This is a genomic window from Actinomadura violacea (assembly GCF_017573465.1).
Classification (GTDB): domain Bacteria; phylum Actinomycetota; class Actinomycetes; order Streptosporangiales; family Streptosporangiaceae; genus Spirillospora; species Spirillospora violacea.
On sequence record NZ_JAGEPF010000005.1, the window covers coordinates 362,099 to 380,245 of the forward strand.

Consider the following 18,147-nt stretch of genomic DNA (forward strand, 5'->3'; position numbering starts at 1 on the left):
GCCACCGTCACCTGATCACGTGCCGGTCGTACCCCATTTCCACCAGTTCCTCGTACGCCGCCCACACCGCCGCCGGGACCGGCATCGGCACCTGGTACCCCCGCTCGGCGTACACCTCCATCCGCTGGAGGTCGCCCACCATCAGCTCGATGAACCGCCGCTCGTCGTCCCCGTCCGCATATGTCTCGTATCCGAGGTCCGGGCAGGCGGCCGTCCAGGCCACTCCGGGCCACTGTTTGCGCGCCGTTGCCAGTGCGCGCCGGGTCATGTACGGCTTGGCGACCAAAATCCCGCTCCGCAGATCGAGCCGACCGTCAAGCAACCGCCGGGTCGCGGTGATGTTCTCCCCTGTGTTCGTGGCGGTCTCCTCCAGCAGCAGAGCCCCGTCCGGGACCCCGTTCTCGCGCGCCACACGGGCGAAGACCTGCGCCTCCGTCTCCGTCCACGCCGAAGTGATCTTGCCGCGGCCGCCGGTCACGACCACCACCGGAGCCCATCGCGCATGCCAAAGCCTCGCCGCGTGCGCCGCCACCCGCGTGTCGTGGCACCCCAGAGCGAGGATCGCGTCAGCCTTGGAGAGGGGGCCGGTGAGCACCAGGTGGTCCCAGACGACGCGGGCCAGCGCGCGGGCCCGCGCGCCGACCGCTCCATGAGACTCCACCGCGCCATTGTCTCCGGCGGCCCGCATGTCGGCTCCCATCCGAAAGGTCGTCCAGGTAGCGTTCAAGTGTTTTGCTACTTACGCAAGAATCATGTGGAACTCGACCGCGAAAGGACGGGGTGGTGTCGTGATCACAGTCCTGGTCCTGGTGTCAGTGGCCGCCCTGTTCGGCCTGTGCCTGCTCCGTCCCGCGGTGCCCGCCGCCCCGGACGAGGAACCGGCCGCCCCGGACCCCGCGCCGTCCGAGCCCGCCACCGAACCCGCCGCCACGGCCGAACCCGGCGGCGTCCACCCCGAGTCCATGACCGCCGAACTCGACCAGGGCGACGAGGAGTACCTCGCCTTCCTCGCCAACGAACTCTGGCCCGAGGACGAGTACCTAGAGCCCGAGCACACCACCGACGGCGAAGAGGAATCAGGCGGCAGCGACATGCTCCTCTGACGCTCGGACCTCGCACGCACCCGAACCTCGCACGGTGCCGCTCTCCTTGTGAACCGCGACCGCGGCCGGGCCGTCCCAGATAGGTCGAGCGCTCCCCTCGACGGTCCCACACCACGGCGGGACGGAGGCGCAGCGCCGAACCGGCACCTCGTTCCGCCCTGATGCGACGTTGCGAGGAAGCGATGACGGTACAGGAGATCCCGCGGCCGGACTATGTCGGCGTCGAGGTGGACGCTGGCGATGCGGAGCGCAGCCTGCGGCTGCTGAGGCTGTTCCTCCGGGACGGTGAAACGGTCCTGGCCCTCGCGACCACCGTCAAGGCCCTTCCGACGCTCACGCACATCGCCGTCACCGACCGGCGGATACTGGGCTTCTCCGCCGCCGAGCTGGCCAAGGAGGGCCCGCGCCAGGAGACTTCCCTCACGACGGTCCGCGGAGTCGAGACGCGGATGTCGTACAAGCAGCGCTGGTTCTTCGTCGTCACCGACAGTGCGGGGACCGAGACGGACTTCGGCGATGTGCACGACCAGGATGCACCGCGCCTCGCCCGCATCGTCCAGGATCTCGTCCGGCCTGCGCCTCCCGCCGCGGCACCGACCCCGCTCGCGGCTCCCGGCGCGCCGACACCGCCACCCGTCGCACCGGTCATGGCGCCGCAGTGGACCGCCGCCGCTCCCGCGCTGCCGCAACCGGCGGAGTGGCGGTACAACCCGCCGCCCACCTGGCCCGCGCCTCCCGCAGGCTGGACGCCACCGGCCGGCTGGATGCCGGACCCGGGCTGGCCGCCCGCACCGCCCGGCTGGCAGTTCTGGACGCCCGCCGCACCGCTCCCGCCCGTCCAGACCGCACCGCCCTTGCCGGCCCCGCACGCGCCGGCTCCGCCCACGGCCGCCCCGCACGTGACGCCCGCCGGAAGCCGGGGGAAGCCGGCGTTCGGCGCTCGCAAGCAGCGGATCGAGGAGCTCGAAGCGGAGAACGCCGAGCTGCGCCGCTGGCTGGAACGGCTCGGCGGCCTGGACGCGCCACAGGTGGGCGCGGAGATCGAACGCCTGCGCTCCGAAGCCGCCGAGGCCCAGCGCAAGCGCCGCGATCTGCGCGCCGAACTGCGGCGGCTCCGCGGCTCGATCGTGGAGACCGAGGATCTGGCGCTGCTCCAGGAGGCGGGCGTCTACGAGTACCAGCACCCGCTGGCGGACGTCGTCGCCTACAAGGCGGAACTGGCCAAGGTAAAGGACCAGATCAAGTCCATGGCCAGGACGGGGAAGGCGGTCGTCGGAGCGACCAACTGGACGGTGAACGGGTCGGCCGCGCAGGGCGGCAAGATGGTGCGCGACTTCTCCAAGCTCATGCTGCGCGCCTACAACGCCGAAGCCGACAACCTCGTCCGGACGATGCGCCCCTACAAGCTGCAATCGGCCATCGAGCGCCTCGACAAGAGCGCGCAGACGATCGAGCGGCTCGGCAAGACCATGGACATCAAGGTCAGCCGGGCGTACCGGACGGTCCGCGTCAAGGAACTGCGCCTGACCGCGGACCATCTGGCCAAGGCGGAGGAGGAGAAGGAGCGGGTGCGTGCCGAGCGCGAGCGGCAGCGGGAGGAGGACAAGGCCCGCAAGGAGTTCGAGCGGGAGAAGGCGCGCCTGCTCAAGGAGCGCTCGCACGTGGCGGCGGCGCTCGCCCGCCTGGAGGCCAACGGGGACGCCGGCGGCGTCGCCGACCTCCGGGCGAAGCTCGCCGACGTGGAGACGGCGATCTCGGACGTCGAGGGCCGCGCCGCTAACGTCCGCGCCGGATACGTGTACGTGATCTCCAACATCGGCGCCTTCGGCGAGCGGATGGTGAAGATCGGGATGACGCGTCGCCTCGAGCCGATGGACCGGGTGCGCGAGCTGGGCGACGCGTCCGTGCCGTTCCGGTTCGACGTCCACGCGCTGATCTTCAGCAACGACGCGGTCGGGCTGGAGGGCAGGCTCCACCAGGAGTTCGCCGAGCACCGCGTCAACCAGGTCAATCTCCGCCGGGAGTTCTTCTACGCGACGCCCGCCGAAGTGCGCGAGGCCCTCGAACGCCTCGCGGGGAACCACCTGCTCGAGTACAACGAGGTTCCCGAGGCCCTCGAATACCGCGCCGGCCGGAAGGGCTGACCGGGCCGATGGTCAGGGGTGGGGGTTTTCGAAGAGGGCGCTGACGGACTCGCCGTTGTGGATGCGGCGGACCGCCTCGGCGAGGGCCGGGGCGATGGACAGGACGTGCAGCTTCCCGCCGCGCTCGCCCTCCGGGACGGGCACGGTGTTGGTGCAGACGATCTCCAGCACGTCCGGCTCGGCGGACAGCCGTTTGAGCGCGCCCGCCGCGAACAGGCCGTGCGTGCAGGCGATCCGGATCGTGCGGGCGCCGAGCTCGCGGAGCCGGTCCAGGAGCTCCAGGACGGTGCTGCCCTTGGCGATCTCGTCGTCCAGGACGATCACGTCGCGGCCGGCGATCTCGCCGATGACCGAGCTGATCTGCACCCGGTCGTCGGAGAAGCGCTGCTTGGCGCCGGCCGCGACCTGCACGCCGAGCAGCCGGGCGAACGCCGCGGCCTCCTTGGCGTTGCCGAGGTCGGGCGAGACGACGGTGGTGCGCGACAGGTCGTACTGATGGAAGTGCTCGGCGAGCTCGCGCAGCGCGTGCAGGTGGTCGACGGGGACCGAGAAGAAGCCGTGCACCTGCGGGGAGTGCAGCGTCATGGCCAGCACGCGGCTCGCGCCGGACGCGACGAGCAGGTCGGCGACGAGGCGGCCGCCGATGGAGATGCGCGGCGCGTCCTTCTTGTCGGAGCGGGCGTAGGAGTAGTGCGGCATCACGACGGTGATGCGGCTGGCGGACGCGCCGCGCGCCGCGTCGCACATGAGCAGCAGCTCGACCAGGTTCTCCTGGACGGGCGCGACGAGCGGCTGGATGAGGAACACGTCCCGCTCGCGGCAGTTCGCCTGGAGCTGGACCTCGAGGCAGTCGTTGGCGAACCGGGAGACCCGGGCCGGGCTCAGCGGAACGCCGAGATGGGCGCAGACCTCGGCGGCGAGTCCGGGGTGGGCGCTCCCGCTGAACACGGCGATGTCTCGCACGAACCGCTCCTCACGTGGTCGACTCCAGCGGCCTCGCACATGCTATTCGGCGCGGTTCGGCGGCCACGGGGGCGGTCAGGGGGTGAGGGGTTCGCGGCGCGGGCGGACCGTGCGGTGGCGGATCAGCCACCGGCCGCCGTCGCGGACGAGGTCGTCGTCGTAGGTGGCGCTGCCGGAGCCGCGGTCCGCCAGCACGACGATGGCCTTCGAGACGGCGTGCGCGCGGTCCCCGTCGCCGCCGGTGACGACGACGTTGGTGACGTGGTGGGCGAGCGGGTTGCCGTCGCCGAGGTCGAGTGCGGCCTGCTTGAGGGCGGCGCGGCCGTGGATCGTGCCGCCGTCGACCGCGGTCAGGTCGTAGACGACGTCCTCGGTGAACAGTTCGGTCATGCGGTCGAGCTCGCCGTTGTCGGCGTGGTGGCCGTGCAGCGAGATCACGTCGGTGATCGCCAGCCGGTCCTCGGTGGTGAGCGGCATCGGACGTCCTTTCGGGGACATAAACGGGGAGTTCCCCGTTTATGTCCCCGAGCCTAGCCGCCACCCGCCGGAGCGGCAATCGCCTGTCACGGCGCGGGCAGGGTCTCGCCCGTCTCCAGCAGGGTCTTGAGCCCGGACAGGACCTGCGGCCAGCCCTGCTTCACCATGCCGAGCAGCGTGGTCAGCGAGGTTCCCGCGTCGAGCGCGTCGTGCACGACGGTGAGCTTCACCGCCTCCCCGGCCGGCTCGATCTCGAACGTCACCTTGGACCGGCCCTCGGCGGCCAGCCGCTCCCGGACGTCGGCGGGCACTCCGACCGCCTCCCCCCATTCGGGGGTGAACGTGTGCCAGGTGTAGGACAGCCGACTGTAGGGCTCGGCCTCCAGGACGACCTGGGCCGGGTCCTTCGTCACCTGCCCCGCCTGGCGCCAGGTGATCGAAGAGCCCGGCTTCCAGTCGCTCTCCAGGGACAGCCCCCAGTAGCGCTCGGTGAACGCCGGTTCGGTCAGCGCCCGCCAGAGCCGTTCCGGCGTGGTCTTGATGTAGGTGGTGTAGACGAACTCGTCCGCGCTCATCGGTTCCTCCTCCAGTGCGGCCTTGAGATCGGCGAGGGCCCGGACCCGCTCGCGGTCGTAGCGGCTGATCCAGCGGTCGGCGATGGCGTTGATCGGCGCGGCGTTGAGGTAGTGCAGCTTCTCGCGGCCGCGCCGCACCGTCGTCACCAGGCCGGCGCCCTCCAGCACCGCCAGGTGCTTGCTGACCGACTGCCGGGTCATGTCCAGGCCGTCGCACAGCTCGCGCAGGCTCTGCCCGTTCCGTTCGTTCAGCCCGTCCAGGAGCCGCCGCCTGCTGGCGTCGGCCAGCGCCTTGAAGACCTCGTCCATCCCTCGCCCGTCCGACATGCAACCATCTGGCTGCCTTTAAAAATAGGCAACCCAGCGGCTGCATGTCAATCGATAGGACGCCCTCATACGGATGCGCCCCCGGGTCCGGGTGGACGCGGGGGCGCGGTGATGCTGTTCGCGGGTTACTTCAGGAGCTGGCGGGCGATGACCATCCGCTGGATCTGGTTGGTGCCCTCATAGATCTGGGTGATCTTGGCGTCGCGCATCATCCGCTCCACCGGGAACTCCCGCGTGTACCCATACCCGCCCAGCAGCTGCACGGCGTCGGTGGTGACGTCCATCGCCACATCCGAGGCCAGCGCCTTGCACGCCGAGGACACGAACGTCAGATCCGCGATCTTCTCGCCGTGCATCGCCCGCTCGGACTTCACCGCCGCGTGATAGGTCAGCTGCCGCGCGCCCTCCAGCCGCATCGCCATGTCCGCCAGCATGAACTGCACACCCTGGAAATCAGAGATCGGCTTGCCGAACTGGCGGCGCTCCTTGACATACCCGAGCGCGAAGTCCAGCGCGCCCTGGGCGATGCCCAGGGCCTGGGCGGCGATGGTGATGCGGGTGTGGTCCAGGGTGGCCAGCGCCGTCTTGAACCCCGTCCCCTCCGCACCGATGATCCGATCGGCCGGGATCCGCACATCCTCCAGGATGACCTGGCGGGTCGGGGAACCCTTGATGCCCAGCTTGCGCTCCTTGGGCCCGAACGACACCCCCGGATCGGACTTCTCCACCACGAACGCCGAGATGCCGCGGGCGCCGGCGGAGGGGTCGGTGACGGCCATGACGGTGTAGTACTCCGACACGCCCGCGTTGGTGATCCACATCTTGGCGCCGTTGAGGACCCAGGCGTCCCCGTCGCGGACCGCGCGGGTCTTCATCCCGGCCGCGTCCGACCCCGCGTCGGCCTCCGACAGGGCGTAGGAGAACATCGCCTCCCCGCGCGCCACCGGCGCCAGGTACTTCTTCTTCAGCTCCTCCGAGCCCGACAGCAGCACCGGGACCGTGCCCAGCTTGTTCACCGCCGGGATCAACGACGACGACGCGCACGCCCGCGCGACCTCCTCGATCACCACCACCGTCGCCAGCGCATCCGCACCCGCACCCCCATACACCTCGGGCACATGCACCGCGTGCAGCTCATTGGCGACCAGCGCGTCCAACGCCTCCTGCGGGAAACGAGCGTCCTCGTCCACCTCCGCCGCGAACGGCGCGATCTTGGCATCCGCCAGCTCACGCACCGTCGCCCGCAGCAACTCCTGCTCCTCCGACGGCGCGTACGCGGGAAAGTCGCTCATCGTTCCTCCGGGTGGACGGTCGGTCGCGGCCGTTATTTTGACGGCCAATATTTGGACGCCAAAGTAAGCGAGCCGGGCGCGGCCGGTCAAGGCGGCGGCGCCCCCGCGGACGGTGGCCATCGCCACAGTCCCGTCAGAGGTGCTCCAGCAGCCTGGCCAGGGCCGGATTGTCGTTGCCGCGCCGCCAGGCCAGGCTCAGCTCGACCGGCGCCGGATCGGGCAGCTCCAGCGGACGGAACGTCAGGCCCGCGTACCGCAGCCGCGCCGCCGCCTCGGGGACGAGCGCGAGCCCCCACCCGCCGTCCACCAGCGCGAGGATGCTGTGCACCTGGCTGAGGTACTGCGCGTACACCGGGGCGACGCCCGCCCACCGGAACAGCCCGACCAGCAGTTCGTGGAAGTACCGCGCCTCGACCGGCGAGTACATGATGAGCGGGCGGCCGTCGAACGCGTCCAGCGGCAGGGGGCCGCTGCCGGCGGCGAGCGGGTGCCCGTTGGGGACGGCGGCCAGCAGCGCCTCGCGGTCGGCGGGCCTCTCCTCCAGCTCCGGGACGGCGACGGGCGGGCGGACCAGGCCGAGGTCGATGCCGCCCTCGCTGAGGGCGCGCAGCTGGTCGCGGGTCACCATCTCGCGCAGCACGATCTCGACGTCCGGGAGCGCGGACCGCGCCGCGTCCAGCAGCCGGCCGAGCGCGGCGTACGCGCTCGTGGCCGTGAACCCGACCGCGATCCGCCCCGCCTCCCCCGCCGACACGCGCCGCGCCGACAGCGCGGCATGGTCGGCCTGGTGCAGCAGGCGGCGCGCCTCGACCAGGAAAGCGCGGCCCGCCGGGGTGAGCCGCACCGAGCGGTTCGTCCGGTCGAACAGCCGCACCTTCAGCTCGGCCTCCAGCATCTGGATCTGCCGGCTCAGCGGCGGCTGCGTCATCCGCAGCCGCTCGGCGGCCCGGCCGAAGTGCAGCTCCTCGGCGACGGCGACGAAGCTCGCGAGCTGGTTGAGGGTGAACAAACGATTCCCTACGGGTATCAGTGGATCCGAAATTCGTGTTGGACCTGGATCGATCGGCCATCCTAGCCTCGGGTCATGAGCCAGCACGCGCCCGACGAGACCGCCCGGCTGCTCGGCTCCGGGCTCCTGTCGTTCCCCGTCACCCACTTCCGCGACGACCTGTCCTTCGACGAGGACGCCTACCGCGCCAACGTCGCCCGGCTGGGCCACGAGGGGGTCGCGGGCCTGTTCGCGGCGGGCGGGACCGGCGAGTTCTTCTCCCTCACCGCCGCCGAGGTCGGACGGGTCGTCCGGGCCGCCGCCGCGGAGACGCCGGACGGCGTCCCGCTGATCGCGCCCGCCGGGTACGGCACCGCCACCGCCGTCGAGATGGCCCGCGACGCCGAGCGGGCGGGCGCCGACGGGATCCTGCTGTTCCCGCCGTACCTGACCGAGGCGCCGCAGGACGGCCTCGTCGCGCACGTCCGCGCGGTGTGCGAGGCCACCGGGCTCGGCGTGACGGTCTACAGCCGGTCCAACGCCGTCTACCAGGACGGCACCGTCGCGCGGCTGGCCGAGGCGTGCCCCAACCTCGTCGGGTTCAAGGACGGCGTCGGCGACCTGGAGCTGATGACGCGGATCCGGTCGCGGCTCGGCGACCGCCTCGTCTACATCGGCGGGCTGCCGACCGCGGAGACGTTCGCGCTCCCCTACCTGGAGATGGGCGTGACGACCTACTCGTCCGCCATCTTCAACTTCGTGCCGGAGTTCGCGCTCGGGTTCTACAAGGCCGTCCGCGCCCGCGACCGGGACGAGGTCCGCCGCCGCCTCGACGGGTTCGTGCTGCCGTACTGCGAGATCCGCAACCGCTGCAAGGGATACGCGGTCAGCATCGTCAAGGCCGGGATGCGGGCCGCCGGACGCCCGGCCGGGCCCGTCCGCCCGCCGCTGACCGACCTGACCGCCGCCGAGTTCGCCGACCTGACCCCGCTGGTGGAGAAGGTGCTCTGACGTGGTCCCCGCCGGGGAGGCGACCCCCGACCGCGTCGCCTGGGTCGAGCTGTCCTCGGTCACGCTGCCGCTCGCCGTCCCGGTCAGCGACGCGAAGGTGCTGACCGGGCGGCAGCGCCCGATGACCGAGGTCGTGTTCCTATTCGCCGAGATCGGCACCGAGGACGGCCACGAGGGCGTCGGGTTCGGGTACTCCAAGCGGGCCGGCGGGCCGGGCCAGTTCGCGCACGCCGCCGAGATCGCGCCCGCGCTGATCGGCGAGGACCCCAACGACATCGGACGGATCTGGACGAAGCTGGCGTGGGCGGGCGCGTCGGCCGGACGCGGCGGGCTGGCCGTCCAGGCGATCGCCGCCATCGACATCGCGCTGTGGGACCTGAAGGCCAAGCGGGCGGGGCTGCCGCTCGCCAAGCTGCTCGGCGCGCACCGCGACTCCGTCCGCTGCTACAACACCTCCGGCGGGTTCCTGCACGCGCCGCTGGAGGAAGTGCTCGACAACGCGTCGGCGGCGCTGGCGTCCGGGATCGGCGGCATCAAGATCAAGGTCGGCCATCCCGACCATGCCGAGGACCTGCGCCGCGTCACCGCCGTCCGCGAGCGGCTCGGCGACGGCGTCCCGCTGATGGCCGACGCGAACCAGCAGTGGGACCGGCCCACGGCGCTGCGGATGGGCCGCGCGCTGGAGGGGTTCGGCCTCACCTGGATCGAGGAGCCGCTGGACGCCCACGACGCCGAGGGCCACGCGGACCTCGCCCGCGCCCTCGACACCCCGATCGCGACCGGCGAGATGCTGACCAGCATCGCCGAGCATTGCGCGCTGATCGACGCGCGCGCCGCCGACGTCCTCCAGCCGGACGCGCCGCGCATCGGCGGCATCACCGAGTTCCTGAAGCTCGCCGCGCTCGCCGACCACCATCGGCTGCAGCTCGCGCCGCACTTCGCGATGGAGATCCACCTCCATCTCGCCGCCGCGTACCCGTCCGAACCGTGGGTCGAGCATTTCGACTGGCTCGACCCGCTGTTCGACGAGCGGCTCGAGATCAGCGGCGGCCGGATGCACGTCCCGGCCCGTCCTGGGCTCGGCATCACGCTCAGCGAGCAGGCCCGCGCCTGGACGACCCGGCGGACCCGCATAGACACGCCACTATGACGCGCCTCCTGGTTGACCGGACAGGACTCGAACCTGCGACCCGCTGCTTGTAAGGCAGCCGCTCTACCGACTGAGCTACCGGTCATCGCCACCAAAAACGGCCGTGCGCTGTTTGCTGCTGGAGCAGGATTCGAACCTGCACTTTCGTGGTTCAGAGCCACGCGTCCTTCCGTTAGACCATCCAGCATCGCGGGAACGCGTCCCGCGCCGTGCCGCCCGGAGGAGTCGAACCTCCATATCCGGGGTAAGAGCCCGGAGTCCTCCCATTGAACGAGAGCGGCGTGTCCCTCATCGAGCCGCACCCGGGAATCGAACCCGGTACTCCTGGGTGGAAGCCAGGTACCTCAACCATTTCGGCATGTGCGGCCGGGCGGAGCCGGCGGGCTCCGCGGTACCCCTGCCAGGACTCGAACCTGGGCTCCCGCGTTCGTAGCGCGGTGCTCTGTCCACTGAGCTACAGAGGTCTGCGTGGCCATCCGAGGAGTCGAACCTCGTCCTCCCGGTTTTCAACCAGGCGCTCATCCCCATGAGCTTGAAGGCCGTCGGGAAGCACGGACTCGAACCGCGTCTCTCCCGCTCCCAAGGCGGGCGGGGCACCGCATCCCCTTCTTCCCGTGGTCCGCGCGGGCGCGATGCCCGGCGCGGCCGTGGATCGGACCGGACTCGAACCGGCAACCTCCCGCTTGCGGGGCGGGCGCTCTCCCAAGTTGAGCTACAGACCCATGGACCTGCGATTCAGTTGTCAATTCCTCGAATGCGCGCAGCATGAGGAGAACATTCGGCGAATGGTCGGGTGAGCATGAAAAAGGCCGCCGGGTCATTCCCCTGGCGGCCTCCGGCGGAACCTTGCGGCCCTATCCGGGGGCGCCCTGGGGGACGATGAAGCCTCGCCGCGGTCGAGCGGCGAACGCGCGCCCTTGCGGCTGCTGCACCTGCTTGGCGATGCCCGTTCCGATCATCTCCGCGGCTCCCTTCCGGCTCGTCCCGTGCGGTTCGTTACTCATATGGTGCGGGACGCGGAATGAATGCGCAACACCTTTTCGACGTGAATCGCCCCGGGCCCCGGAAAGGGGCCCGGGGCGATCCGGGAATGGACGTCAGGCGCGCCGGCGGGTACGGGCCGGACGGCCCCCTCGGGAGGGGGTCAGCAGCCGGGCCAGGACCCGGAACGGCAGGGTCACGATGTCCACGATGGTGCCGGCGATGGCGCTGAGCGCTGCAGTGATGCGGCGCATGGGGCTCACTCCTTCACGTCGTCCTGGTGGAACCCATACCCTCACGTGGCGTTCTACACGGGACGCGTGCCGACGATCACCGTCGCGGACTGCTCGTCGGACCGCGCGACGGACGCGGTGAGCCCGCTGCGGGCGACGGCGTCCAGGGCGTCCGCGACCTGCCGCTCGCCCGTCTCGAACAGCAGGTGCCCGCCGGGCGCCAGCCACCGCGGCGCCTCCGCGGTCACGCGCCGCAGCACGTCGAGGCCGTCGGAGCCGCCGTCCAGCGCGACGAGCGGCTCGTGGGCCCGGGCCTCCGCCGGCAGCAGTCCGACCTCGCCCGAGGGGACGTAGGGGACGTTGGCCAACAGCACGTCGACACGTCCCCGCAGGTCGGCGGGCAGGGCGTCGAACAGGTCGCCCTCGTGGACGCGTCCGCCCGCCGGGACGACGTTGCGGCGCGCGCACCGCACCGCCGCCGGCTCGACGTCGGCGGCGTGCAGCTCGAACGCGTCCAGGCCCGCGACGAGCGCGACGCCGAGCGCGCCGGACCCGCAGCACAGGTCGACGACGACCGGACGGGGCGGCAGCAGCCCGGCCGCCCGCTCGACGAGGAACTCGGTGCGGCGGCGCGGGACGAACACGCCGGGGCCGACGGCGATCCGCAGCCCGCGGAACGCGGCCCAGCCGACGACGTGCTCCAGCGGGAGCCCGGCGGCCCGCCGCGCGACCATCGCGGCCGCCTCCTGCGGGGTGCGGGCCGTGGAGAGGATCAGTTCCGCCTCGTCCTCGGCGAAGACGCAGCCGGCGGCGCGGAGTTGCGAGACGACGGAGTCGAGCGGGAGCGGGGGTGACGCGTGAGCGGACATGGGGGCGCCTTTCGAGGTGCCGATGGGCGCTCCCCGGCCGCTCTATCGGCGGGCGGCCGCGCGCGTGCGAGGCGGGAGCACCCGGACTGGACTGGCAGGAACGGGACTCACCTCCTCGGTCGGTCCGTCGCGGACCCCGCAACACTACCGCAGGCGGTGCAACCTCCCCGGCCGGACCGGTGTTGACCGGGAAAGGCACGCAACGGACGAAGGGGGCCCGCGGCATGGGCGGCCACACGGAGAGCACCGGCTACGCGGAGAGGGTCGCGGACGGCGACTGGACGGCGATCGGCGGGGAGGTGGACACCCGCGGCTGCGCGCTCACCCCGCCGCTGCTGACCGGGGCGGAGTGCGCGGAGATCGCCGCCCTGTACGACGACGTGAGGCGGTTCCGTTCGACGATCGACATGGAGCGGTACCGCTTCGGGGCGGGCCAGTACCGGTACTTCGCCGAGCCGTTCCCCGGCCCGGTCGCCGAGCTGCGGGAGGCGCTGTACCCCCGGTTGCTGCCGATCGCCCGAGACTGGGCCGCCAAGCTGGGCCGTCCCGCGCCGTGGCCGGACACGCTGCCCGAATGGCTGGACATGTGCCACGCCGCGGGCCAGCGCAAGCCGACGCCGATCCTGCTGCGCTACGGCCCGGAGGACTGGAACGCGCTGCACCGCGACCTGTACGGCGACCTGGTCTTCCCGCTGCAGGTCGTGATCGGCCTGGACGAGCCGGGCGCCGACTACACCGGCGGCGAGTTCCTGATGGTGGAGCAGCGTGCGCGCGCCCAGTCGCGGGGCACCTCGACGCTCCTCCCCCGCGGCCGCGGCCTGGTCTTCACGACCCGGGACCGTCCGGTGCGCAGCAGCCGCGGCTGGTCGGCGGCGCCCGTCCGGCACGGCGTCAGCGTCGTCCGGTCGGGGCGGCGGCGGACGCTCGGCCTGGTCTTCCACGACGCCGCCTGAGAACGGTCACGGCACCGCCCGGGGGGCGCGACAATGGAGCGTTGACCAGGACGGGGGTTCGCGCGGTGCCGGACAAGAGCGCTTTGAAGGCCGACTGCGGGGCGTGCTTTGGGCTGTGCTGCGTCGCGCTGCCGTTCGCGAAGTCGGCCGACTTCGCGGTGGACAAGCAGGCGGGGCGGCCGTGCGGCAACCTGCTCGCCGACTTCCGCTGCGGCATCCACACCGACCTGCGGGAACGCGGGTTCCAGGGCTGCACGGTCTTCGACTGCCTCGGCGCGGGCCAGAAGGTGTCGCAGGAGACCTTCGGCGGGCGGGACTGGCGGCGGAACCCCGAGGTGTCGGGACCGATGTTCCGCGTGTTCCCGGTGATGCGGCAGTTGCACGAACTGCTCTGGTACCTGGCAGAGGCGCTGGAGATGCCCGCCGCCGCGTCCGTGCACCCGGAGATCCGCGGGGCGCTGGACGAGACGGACGCGCTGACCCGCGGCGGCCCCGCCGAGATCACCGCCGTGGACGTCCCGGCCGTCCGCGAGAAGGTCAACGCCCTGCTGCTGCGCGCCAGCGAGGAGGCGCGGAGGAAGGTGCCGGGCCGCAAGCGCAACCACCGGGGCGCCGACCTCATCGGCACGCGGCTGAAGGGCGCGGACCTGCGGGGCGCGAACCTGCGCGGCGCCTACCTGATCGCGGCGGACCTGCGGAAGGCCGACCTGCGGGACGCCGACCTGATCGGCGCCGACCTGCGGGACGCCGACCTGTCCGGCGCCGACCTCACCGGCGCGCTGTTCCTCACCCAGGCGCAGCTCGACTCCGCGCGGGGCGACGCCGCGACGCGGCTCCCGGAGGCGCTCGCCGCGCCGGCCCGCTGGACGCCGCCGTCGGCCTGACCCGGGGCCGCCCATGTCCGTCTGATCTTGTTTAGCCCCTGTTCGAGGGGGCATTTCCCGCTGCGCACGGCATCGGGGGGGCCACGTGATGCGGGTGAAATGGTGGGGAACGGGGCTCGTGGTCCTCGTTCTGCTGATCCTCGGCCTCATGCTCCCCCTGGTCGACAAGGCGCTCGGCAGCAGCGGGACCGCGATCGCGGCGGGCACCGTCATCGCCGTCGGCACCGAGCGGGCCGGGGGCGTCCGGCCGGTGACGTTCACCGTCCCGGCCGCCGGATGGGTGCTGGACGAGGCGCGCTCGTCGCTGACCAACAACGCCGAGCTGTCCCGCGACGAGGTCGTGTTCAACCTGAACGTCGTCATCCCGCTCGGTTCGCTGGACGACCGTCGGCTGTGGAACGGGTTCGGCCGGATCGTGTCGATGGGCGGCGGCGAGCTGCGCGGCGGCCCGGAGCCGATCACCACCGCGCACGGCATGGACGGGCTGACCGGCCCGCTCGCCGGGCACGGCAAGATCGGCAGCGGGACCGTGTTCGCCCGCGACGACCTCGGCGCGGAGATCACCGCGTCCGGCCCGCCGGAGGCGTACCGGCGCCTCGCGGGCCAGGTGCGGGCGATGGTCCTCAGCGTCGAGTTCGCGCCATGACCCGCCGTCCCGCGTTCTGGTTGTGGGCCGTCATGTGCGTGCTCGGCCTCTGGATCGCGGTGAGCGCCATGGACGCGCAGGTCGGCGAGTTCACCACGGGCGCGGTGGCCGGGTTCGCGCTGCTGGCGCCGGTGCTCGCGGCCGGGGTGTGGGGGCTGCGGCGGCTGCATCCGGTCCGCCCGCGCCCGCTCGGGTACGCGCTGATCGCGGTGGCGTGGGGCGGGCTCGCCGCGTTCGGGACCGCGCTGCCCGCCAACGCCGCGTTCCAGGCGATCATCGCCAAGACCGCCGGACCCCAGTTCAATGCCGACTGGGGCGCCTCGATCGCCGCGCCGGTCGACGAGGAGCTGCTGAAGCTCGCGGGCGTCGCGGTGCTGGCGCTGATGGCGCCGCGCGCCGTCCGCGGGCCGCTGGACGGCTGGGGCTACGGCGCGCTCGCCGGGCTCGGGTTCCAGATCGCCGAGGACTTCCTGTACGTGCTGAACACGATCGTGCTGACCGGCGGGACGCAGGACGCGAACGCGGCGTTCTTCACCTTCGGCGGCCGGGTGATCGGCGGCGCCTGGTGGAGCCACTGGGCGATGACGGCGGTCGGCGGCGCCGGCCTCGGCTGCCTGCTCGGGCGGGCGTCGCGGTCCACCGCCGCGCTCGCGTGCGGCTCGCTCGTCCTCGCGATGGCCCTGCACGCCTGGTGGGACTCCCCGCTGCTGCCCGGCGTGGCGCTGCTGCCGGTGAAGGGCGCGCCGATCCTGCTGGCGGCGGTGGTCACCTACCGGCTGGCGCGGCGGCACTACCTCTCCCGGTTCCGGCGGGCGGCGCGGGAGGAGACCGCGCGGGGCGTGCTCCTGCCCGGCGAGGACCGGGTGCTGGCCTTCCGCAGGTGGCGCCGCAAGGAGCGGTGGGACGTGCCGGGCGGGGAGCCGCGGCGCCTCCTCGCCCGGCTGCGGACCGCCGAGCTGGACCTGCTCGAGGACGGTTTCGGCGGCCTGGAGCCGGACCCGCCGGCGGCGGACCGGCTCCGCACGGAGATCACCGTCCTGCGGCGCCGCCTGAACGCGGCCCGCGCGGGCCCGATCCGCCCCGGCGCCGTCCCTCCCGATCACCATCCGGACGCCGCCCGTCCAGACAGCGCCTGACCATCAGCACGTGGGGCGCCGGACGGACGCCGCCGCGAGCGCGGCCGCGCAGACGGCGGCGGCGACGAACAGCGCCCCGGCAGCCTGGCCGTTCCGGTGCCCGACGGCCGCGAACGCGCCCATGATCGCGACACCGAAGGTGGCGCCGAGTTGCCGCGCCGCGTTGAGCAGCCCGCCGGCGGCTCCCGCGGTGCCCTCGGGCGCGGCGGTGACGACGAGGGTCGCGAGCGCCGGCAGCGCGAACGAGACGCCGAAGCCGGTGCACAGCAGGCCCGCGAGCAGCGCCGGATAGGAGGCGCCCGCGGCCATCACGGCGCCGAGCAGCACGCCGGCGGCGGTGAGCAGGCCGAGCCCGGCGAGGACGGGCGGGCGCGGCCCGGTGCGCGCGACGATCCGGCCGGTGACCAGCGGGTTGAACGCGAACGGCAGGGTCATGGGGAGGAACGCGAGGCCGGTCCGGAGCGCCGACATCCCGAGCGTCTCCTGGAAGACCAGCGGGAGCACGAACAGGACGCCGGTCATCATGAAGTTGACCGCCGCGCCCGCGATCAGCGAACCGGGCATTCCGGGCGCGCGCAGGACGGCGGGGACCAGCACGGGCGCCGTGCTCCGCCGCTCCAGCAGCGCGAACGCGACCGCGGCGGCGACCGTCCCGGCCGCCGAGCAGGCGGCGTGAACGGTGGCGCCGGAGCCGAGCGCGATGAGCGCGTCGGTGAGCAGCGCGAGGGCCGCGCAGGCGACGGCCTGGGCGGGCCGGTCGATGGTGCGGTCGCCGCGCGGGCAGTGCACCCGCGGCCCGGCGACCAGGGCGAGGACGACGACGGCGAGCGGTACGTTGATCAGGAAGATCGCGCGCCAGCCGGCCAGCCCGACCAGCGCGCCGCCCGCGATGGGCCCGGCGGCGAGCGCCGCGCCGCTGGTGGCCGCCCACGCCGCCACGGCCTTCGCGCGTTCGGCGGGCACCGGGTAGAGCCGGCTGATCATCGCCATCGAGGCGGGCACGCAGGCCGCGGCGGCTGCGCCGAGCAGCGCCCGCAGTGCGACGAGCGTCCACAGGTCCGGCGCCAGCGAGCTGAGCAGCGACGCGGCGCCGAACACGGCGATGCCGGCGCGGAACGCGCGGTGCGCGCCGTACCGGTCGGCGACCGCGCCGGCCGACAGCAGCAGCGAGCCGAACACGACGGTGTAGCCGGTCACGGCCCATTGCAGGCCCGCGACCGTCCCGTGCAGGGAGCGGGCGAGGTCGGGCTCGGCCACCGACAGGACGGTGGTGTCGAGCAGCACCATGAAGTAACCGAGGGATATGCCGAACAGGGCGGCGCGGCGGCGCGCGCCGGGGGCCGCCACCGGGTCCGGGGAGAGAACCGTGCTCATGAGGCCCCAGTCTCGGAACCGCGGGTCCGGGGCTCCACCGGCCCGCCCGCACGCCGCGTTCGGAATATCCGAACGCTCCGGGCGGGTTGCCGTGGGCATGGAACTGCGCCAGCTGCGGACCTTCGAGGCCGTCATCGAGCACGGCACCGTCACGGACGCGGCGAACGCGCTCGGCCTCGCACCGTCGTCGGTGTCGGAGCAGGTCCGCACGCTGGAGCGCTCCCTCGGCGTCGAGCTGTTCGACCGCGGTCCGAAGGGGATGCGGCTGACCGCGGCGGGCGAGCGGATGCACGGCTGGGCGGGGCGGCTGCTGCGGCAGGCCGAGCAGGCCCGCCGCGAGGTCACCGCCGAGCCCCCGGTCGTGCGGCTCGGCGCGCTGGAGACGATCGCGGCGACGCACGTGCCCGCGGTGCTGGCGCGGGTCGCCGAGCGCCGGCCCGGACTGCGCGTCGAGGTCAGCGCGGACGCGGCCCGCGACCAGCTGCTCGGCGCCGTCGCCGCCGGCGAGCTGGAGGCCGCGCTGCTGCTGGACGCCGGCACCGGGCTCGGCGACCTCGGCTTCGCCCCGCCGCCCGCGCCGCTCGGGTTCGTCGACGTGGAGCCGGTCCCGCTGGCGCTGGTCGCCGCGCCCGACCATCCGCTCGCCGCCGCGCCGCGGGTCACCGCCGCCGACCTGGCCGGCGAGCGGCTCCTGGTGAACGTGCCGGCCTGCTCGTTCCGGCTGGCCGGGGACCGGGTCATCGGGCCCGGCGTCGAGCGGGTCCGGGCGGGCAGCGTGACGGTCATGGCGTCCTGGGCGGAGCGCGGGCTCGGGATCGCGCTGCTGCCGGAGTTCGCCGTCCGGGACCGGCTGGACTCCGGCGCCCTCGCCCGCCTCGCGCTCGACGCGCCGGACCTCAGCCTCCGCCTGGTGTGGCGCACCGACCGGGAGTCGCTGCCCGGCCTGCGCGAGGTGCTGTACGCGGCGAGCGCCTGACCGCCGCCGGCCCGCCGTTTGTGGCCCCCGCCGTCGGGTACCCGCCCAGCGGACAGTCCGCTTGA

The 18,147-nt window shown here is 73.0% G+C and carries 18 protein-coding genes and 8 tRNA genes; 9 read left to right on the forward strand and 17 right to left on the reverse strand.

Features of this window, described 5'->3' with window-relative positions; genetic code table 11:
* Positions 1 to 7: 7 nt before the first annotated feature.
* Entirely contained in the window at positions 8 to 661 is a 654-nt protein-coding gene (locus J4709_RS09495; protein ID WP_307801108.1) for a YdcF family protein, read from the reverse strand.
* A gap of 127 nt (positions 662 to 788) precedes the next feature.
* Between J4709_RS09495 and J4709_RS09500 the strand changes: the two genes are divergently transcribed.
* Together J4709_RS09500 and J4709_RS09505 are read left to right on the forward strand one after the other, a co-directional pair.
* On the forward strand, positions 789 to 1,103 hold the full coding sequence (locus tag J4709_RS09500) for a hypothetical protein (RefSeq protein WP_208239184.1): 315 nt from the start codon (positions 789 to 791) through the stop codon (positions 1,101 to 1,103).
* Positions 1,104 to 1,285: 182 nt separating this feature from the next.
* Positions 1,286 to 3,247, forward strand: coding sequence for an SNIPE associated domain-containing protein (locus J4709_RS09505; RefSeq protein WP_208239186.1), 1,962 nt, complete (start codon positions 1,286 to 1,288; stop codon positions 3,245 to 3,247).
* Positions 3,248 to 3,259: 12 nt separating this feature from the next.
* Here J4709_RS09505 and J4709_RS09510 read toward each other — a convergent pair whose 3' ends face one another.
* From J4709_RS09510 to J4709_RS09530, 5 genes are all read right to left on the reverse strand, one after another.
* A complete protein-coding gene (locus J4709_RS09510) occupies positions 3,260 to 4,210 on the reverse strand; it encodes a ribose-phosphate diphosphokinase (RefSeq protein ID WP_208239188.1) in 951 nt (316 codons plus the stop codon).
* Positions 4,211 to 4,285: 75 nt separating this feature from the next.
* Positions 4,286 to 4,687 carry a nuclear transport factor 2 family protein gene (locus J4709_RS09515; protein ID WP_208239190.1) on the reverse strand — a complete coding sequence of 134 codons (402 nt, stop codon included), beginning with the start codon at positions 4,685 to 4,687 and terminating at the stop codon, positions 4,286 to 4,288.
* 86 nt (positions 4,688 to 4,773) lie between these two features.
* Positions 4,774 to 5,589, reverse strand: a complete 816-nt coding sequence (locus J4709_RS09520; protein WP_232383193.1) for an ArsR/SmtB family transcription factor — start codon at positions 5,587 to 5,589, stop codon at positions 4,774 to 4,776.
* A 125-nt stretch (positions 5,590 to 5,714) separates the two neighbouring features.
* The gene (locus tag J4709_RS09525; RefSeq protein ID WP_208239192.1) at positions 5,715 to 6,881 is read right to left on the reverse strand and encodes an acyl-CoA dehydrogenase family protein; all 1,167 of its coding nucleotides are present in this window, start codon (positions 6,879 to 6,881) and stop codon (positions 5,715 to 5,717) included.
* A gap of 133 nt (positions 6,882 to 7,014) precedes the next feature.
* Positions 7,015 to 7,890, reverse strand: coding sequence for a LysR family transcriptional regulator (locus tag J4709_RS09530; protein WP_208239194.1), 876 nt, complete (start codon positions 7,888 to 7,890; stop codon positions 7,015 to 7,017).
* A 75-nt stretch (positions 7,891 to 7,965) separates the two neighbouring features.
* Here J4709_RS09530 and kdgD point away from each other — a divergent pair, with 75 nt between their 5' ends.
* Together kdgD and J4709_RS09540 are read left to right on the forward strand one after the other, a co-directional pair.
* Positions 7,966 to 8,880: a 5-dehydro-4-deoxyglucarate dehydratase gene (gene kdgD / locus J4709_RS09535; RefSeq protein ID WP_208239196.1), complete on the forward strand. Its 915-nt coding sequence runs from the start codon at positions 7,966 to 7,968 to the stop codon at positions 8,878 to 8,880.
* A gap of 1 nt (position 8,881) precedes the next feature.
* A complete protein-coding gene (locus J4709_RS09540) occupies positions 8,882 to 10,030 on the forward strand; it encodes an L-talarate/galactarate dehydratase (protein ID WP_208239198.1) in 1,149 nt (382 codons plus the stop codon).
* A gap of 9 nt (positions 10,031 to 10,039) precedes the next feature.
* Here the strand turns inward: J4709_RS09540 and J4709_RS09545 are convergent.
* The 10 genes from J4709_RS09545 to J4709_RS09590 form a co-directional block, all read right to left on the reverse strand.
* Positions 10,040 to 10,115 (reverse strand) — tRNA-Val (locus J4709_RS09545).
* A gap of 30 nt (positions 10,116 to 10,145) precedes the next feature.
* A tRNA-Gln gene (locus J4709_RS09550) sits at positions 10,146 to 10,217 on the reverse strand.
* Between the two features lie 23 nt (positions 10,218 to 10,240).
* Positions 10,241 to 10,311 (reverse strand) — tRNA-Lys (locus tag J4709_RS09555).
* A gap of 13 nt (positions 10,312 to 10,324) precedes the next feature.
* Positions 10,325 to 10,397 (reverse strand) — tRNA-Gly (locus J4709_RS09560).
* A 25-nt stretch (positions 10,398 to 10,422) separates the two neighbouring features.
* Positions 10,423 to 10,494, reverse strand: a tRNA-Arg gene (locus J4709_RS09565).
* A gap of 5 nt (positions 10,495 to 10,499) precedes the next feature.
* Positions 10,500 to 10,571: transfer RNA gene (locus J4709_RS09570), tRNA-Phe, on the reverse strand.
* Position 10,572: 1 nt separating this feature from the next.
* Positions 10,573 to 10,645, reverse strand: a tRNA-Pro gene (locus J4709_RS09575).
* A 33-nt stretch (positions 10,646 to 10,678) separates the two neighbouring features.
* A tRNA-Ala gene (locus tag J4709_RS09580) sits at positions 10,679 to 10,752 on the reverse strand.
* 375 nt (positions 10,753 to 11,127) lie between these two features.
* Positions 11,128 to 11,265 carry an LPFR motif small protein gene (locus J4709_RS09585; protein WP_173100220.1) on the reverse strand — a complete coding sequence of 46 codons (138 nt, stop codon included), beginning with the start codon at positions 11,263 to 11,265 and terminating at the stop codon, positions 11,128 to 11,130.
* A gap of 53 nt (positions 11,266 to 11,318) precedes the next feature.
* Entirely contained in the window at positions 11,319 to 12,113 is a 795-nt protein-coding gene (locus J4709_RS09590) for a putative protein N(5)-glutamine methyltransferase (RefSeq protein ID WP_208239200.1), read from the reverse strand.
* Between the two features lie 224 nt (positions 12,114 to 12,337).
* Here J4709_RS09590 and J4709_RS09595 point away from each other — a divergent pair, with 224 nt between their 5' ends.
* From J4709_RS09595 to J4709_RS09610, 4 genes are all read left to right on the forward strand, one after another.
* Entirely contained in the window at positions 12,338 to 13,066 is a 729-nt protein-coding gene (locus J4709_RS09595; RefSeq protein WP_208239201.1) for a 2OG-Fe(II) oxygenase, read from the forward strand.
* Between the two features lie 41 nt (positions 13,067 to 13,107).
* Positions 13,108 to 13,950: a pentapeptide repeat-containing protein gene (locus tag J4709_RS09600; protein ID WP_232383194.1), complete on the forward strand. Its 843-nt coding sequence runs from the start codon at positions 13,108 to 13,110 to the stop codon at positions 13,948 to 13,950.
* 118 nt (positions 13,951 to 14,068) lie between these two features.
* Positions 14,069 to 14,596, forward strand: coding sequence for a hypothetical protein (locus tag J4709_RS09605; protein ID WP_208239203.1), 528 nt, complete (start codon positions 14,069 to 14,071; stop codon positions 14,594 to 14,596).
* Positions 14,593 to 15,732, forward strand: coding sequence for a PrsW family intramembrane metalloprotease (locus J4709_RS09610; protein ID WP_208239206.1), 1,140 nt, complete (start codon positions 14,593 to 14,595; stop codon positions 15,730 to 15,732). The genes J4709_RS09605 and J4709_RS09610 overlap by 4 nt, the downstream gene beginning before the upstream one ends.
* A 3-nt stretch (positions 15,733 to 15,735) precedes the next feature.
* On the opposite strand, the gene J4709_RS09615 is transcribed toward J4709_RS09610, so the two are convergent.
* Complete coding sequence (locus J4709_RS09615) at positions 15,736 to 17,106, reverse strand: MFS transporter (protein WP_208239207.1); 1,371 nt, start codon at positions 17,104 to 17,106, stop codon at positions 15,736 to 15,738.
* 97 nt (positions 17,107 to 17,203) lie between these two features.
* Between J4709_RS09615 and J4709_RS09620 the strand changes: the two genes are divergently transcribed.
* On the forward strand, positions 17,204 to 18,082 hold the full coding sequence (locus J4709_RS09620) for a LysR family transcriptional regulator (RefSeq protein ID WP_208239209.1): 879 nt from the start codon (positions 17,204 to 17,206) through the stop codon (positions 18,080 to 18,082).
* Positions 18,083 to 18,147 lie beyond the last annotated feature (65 nt).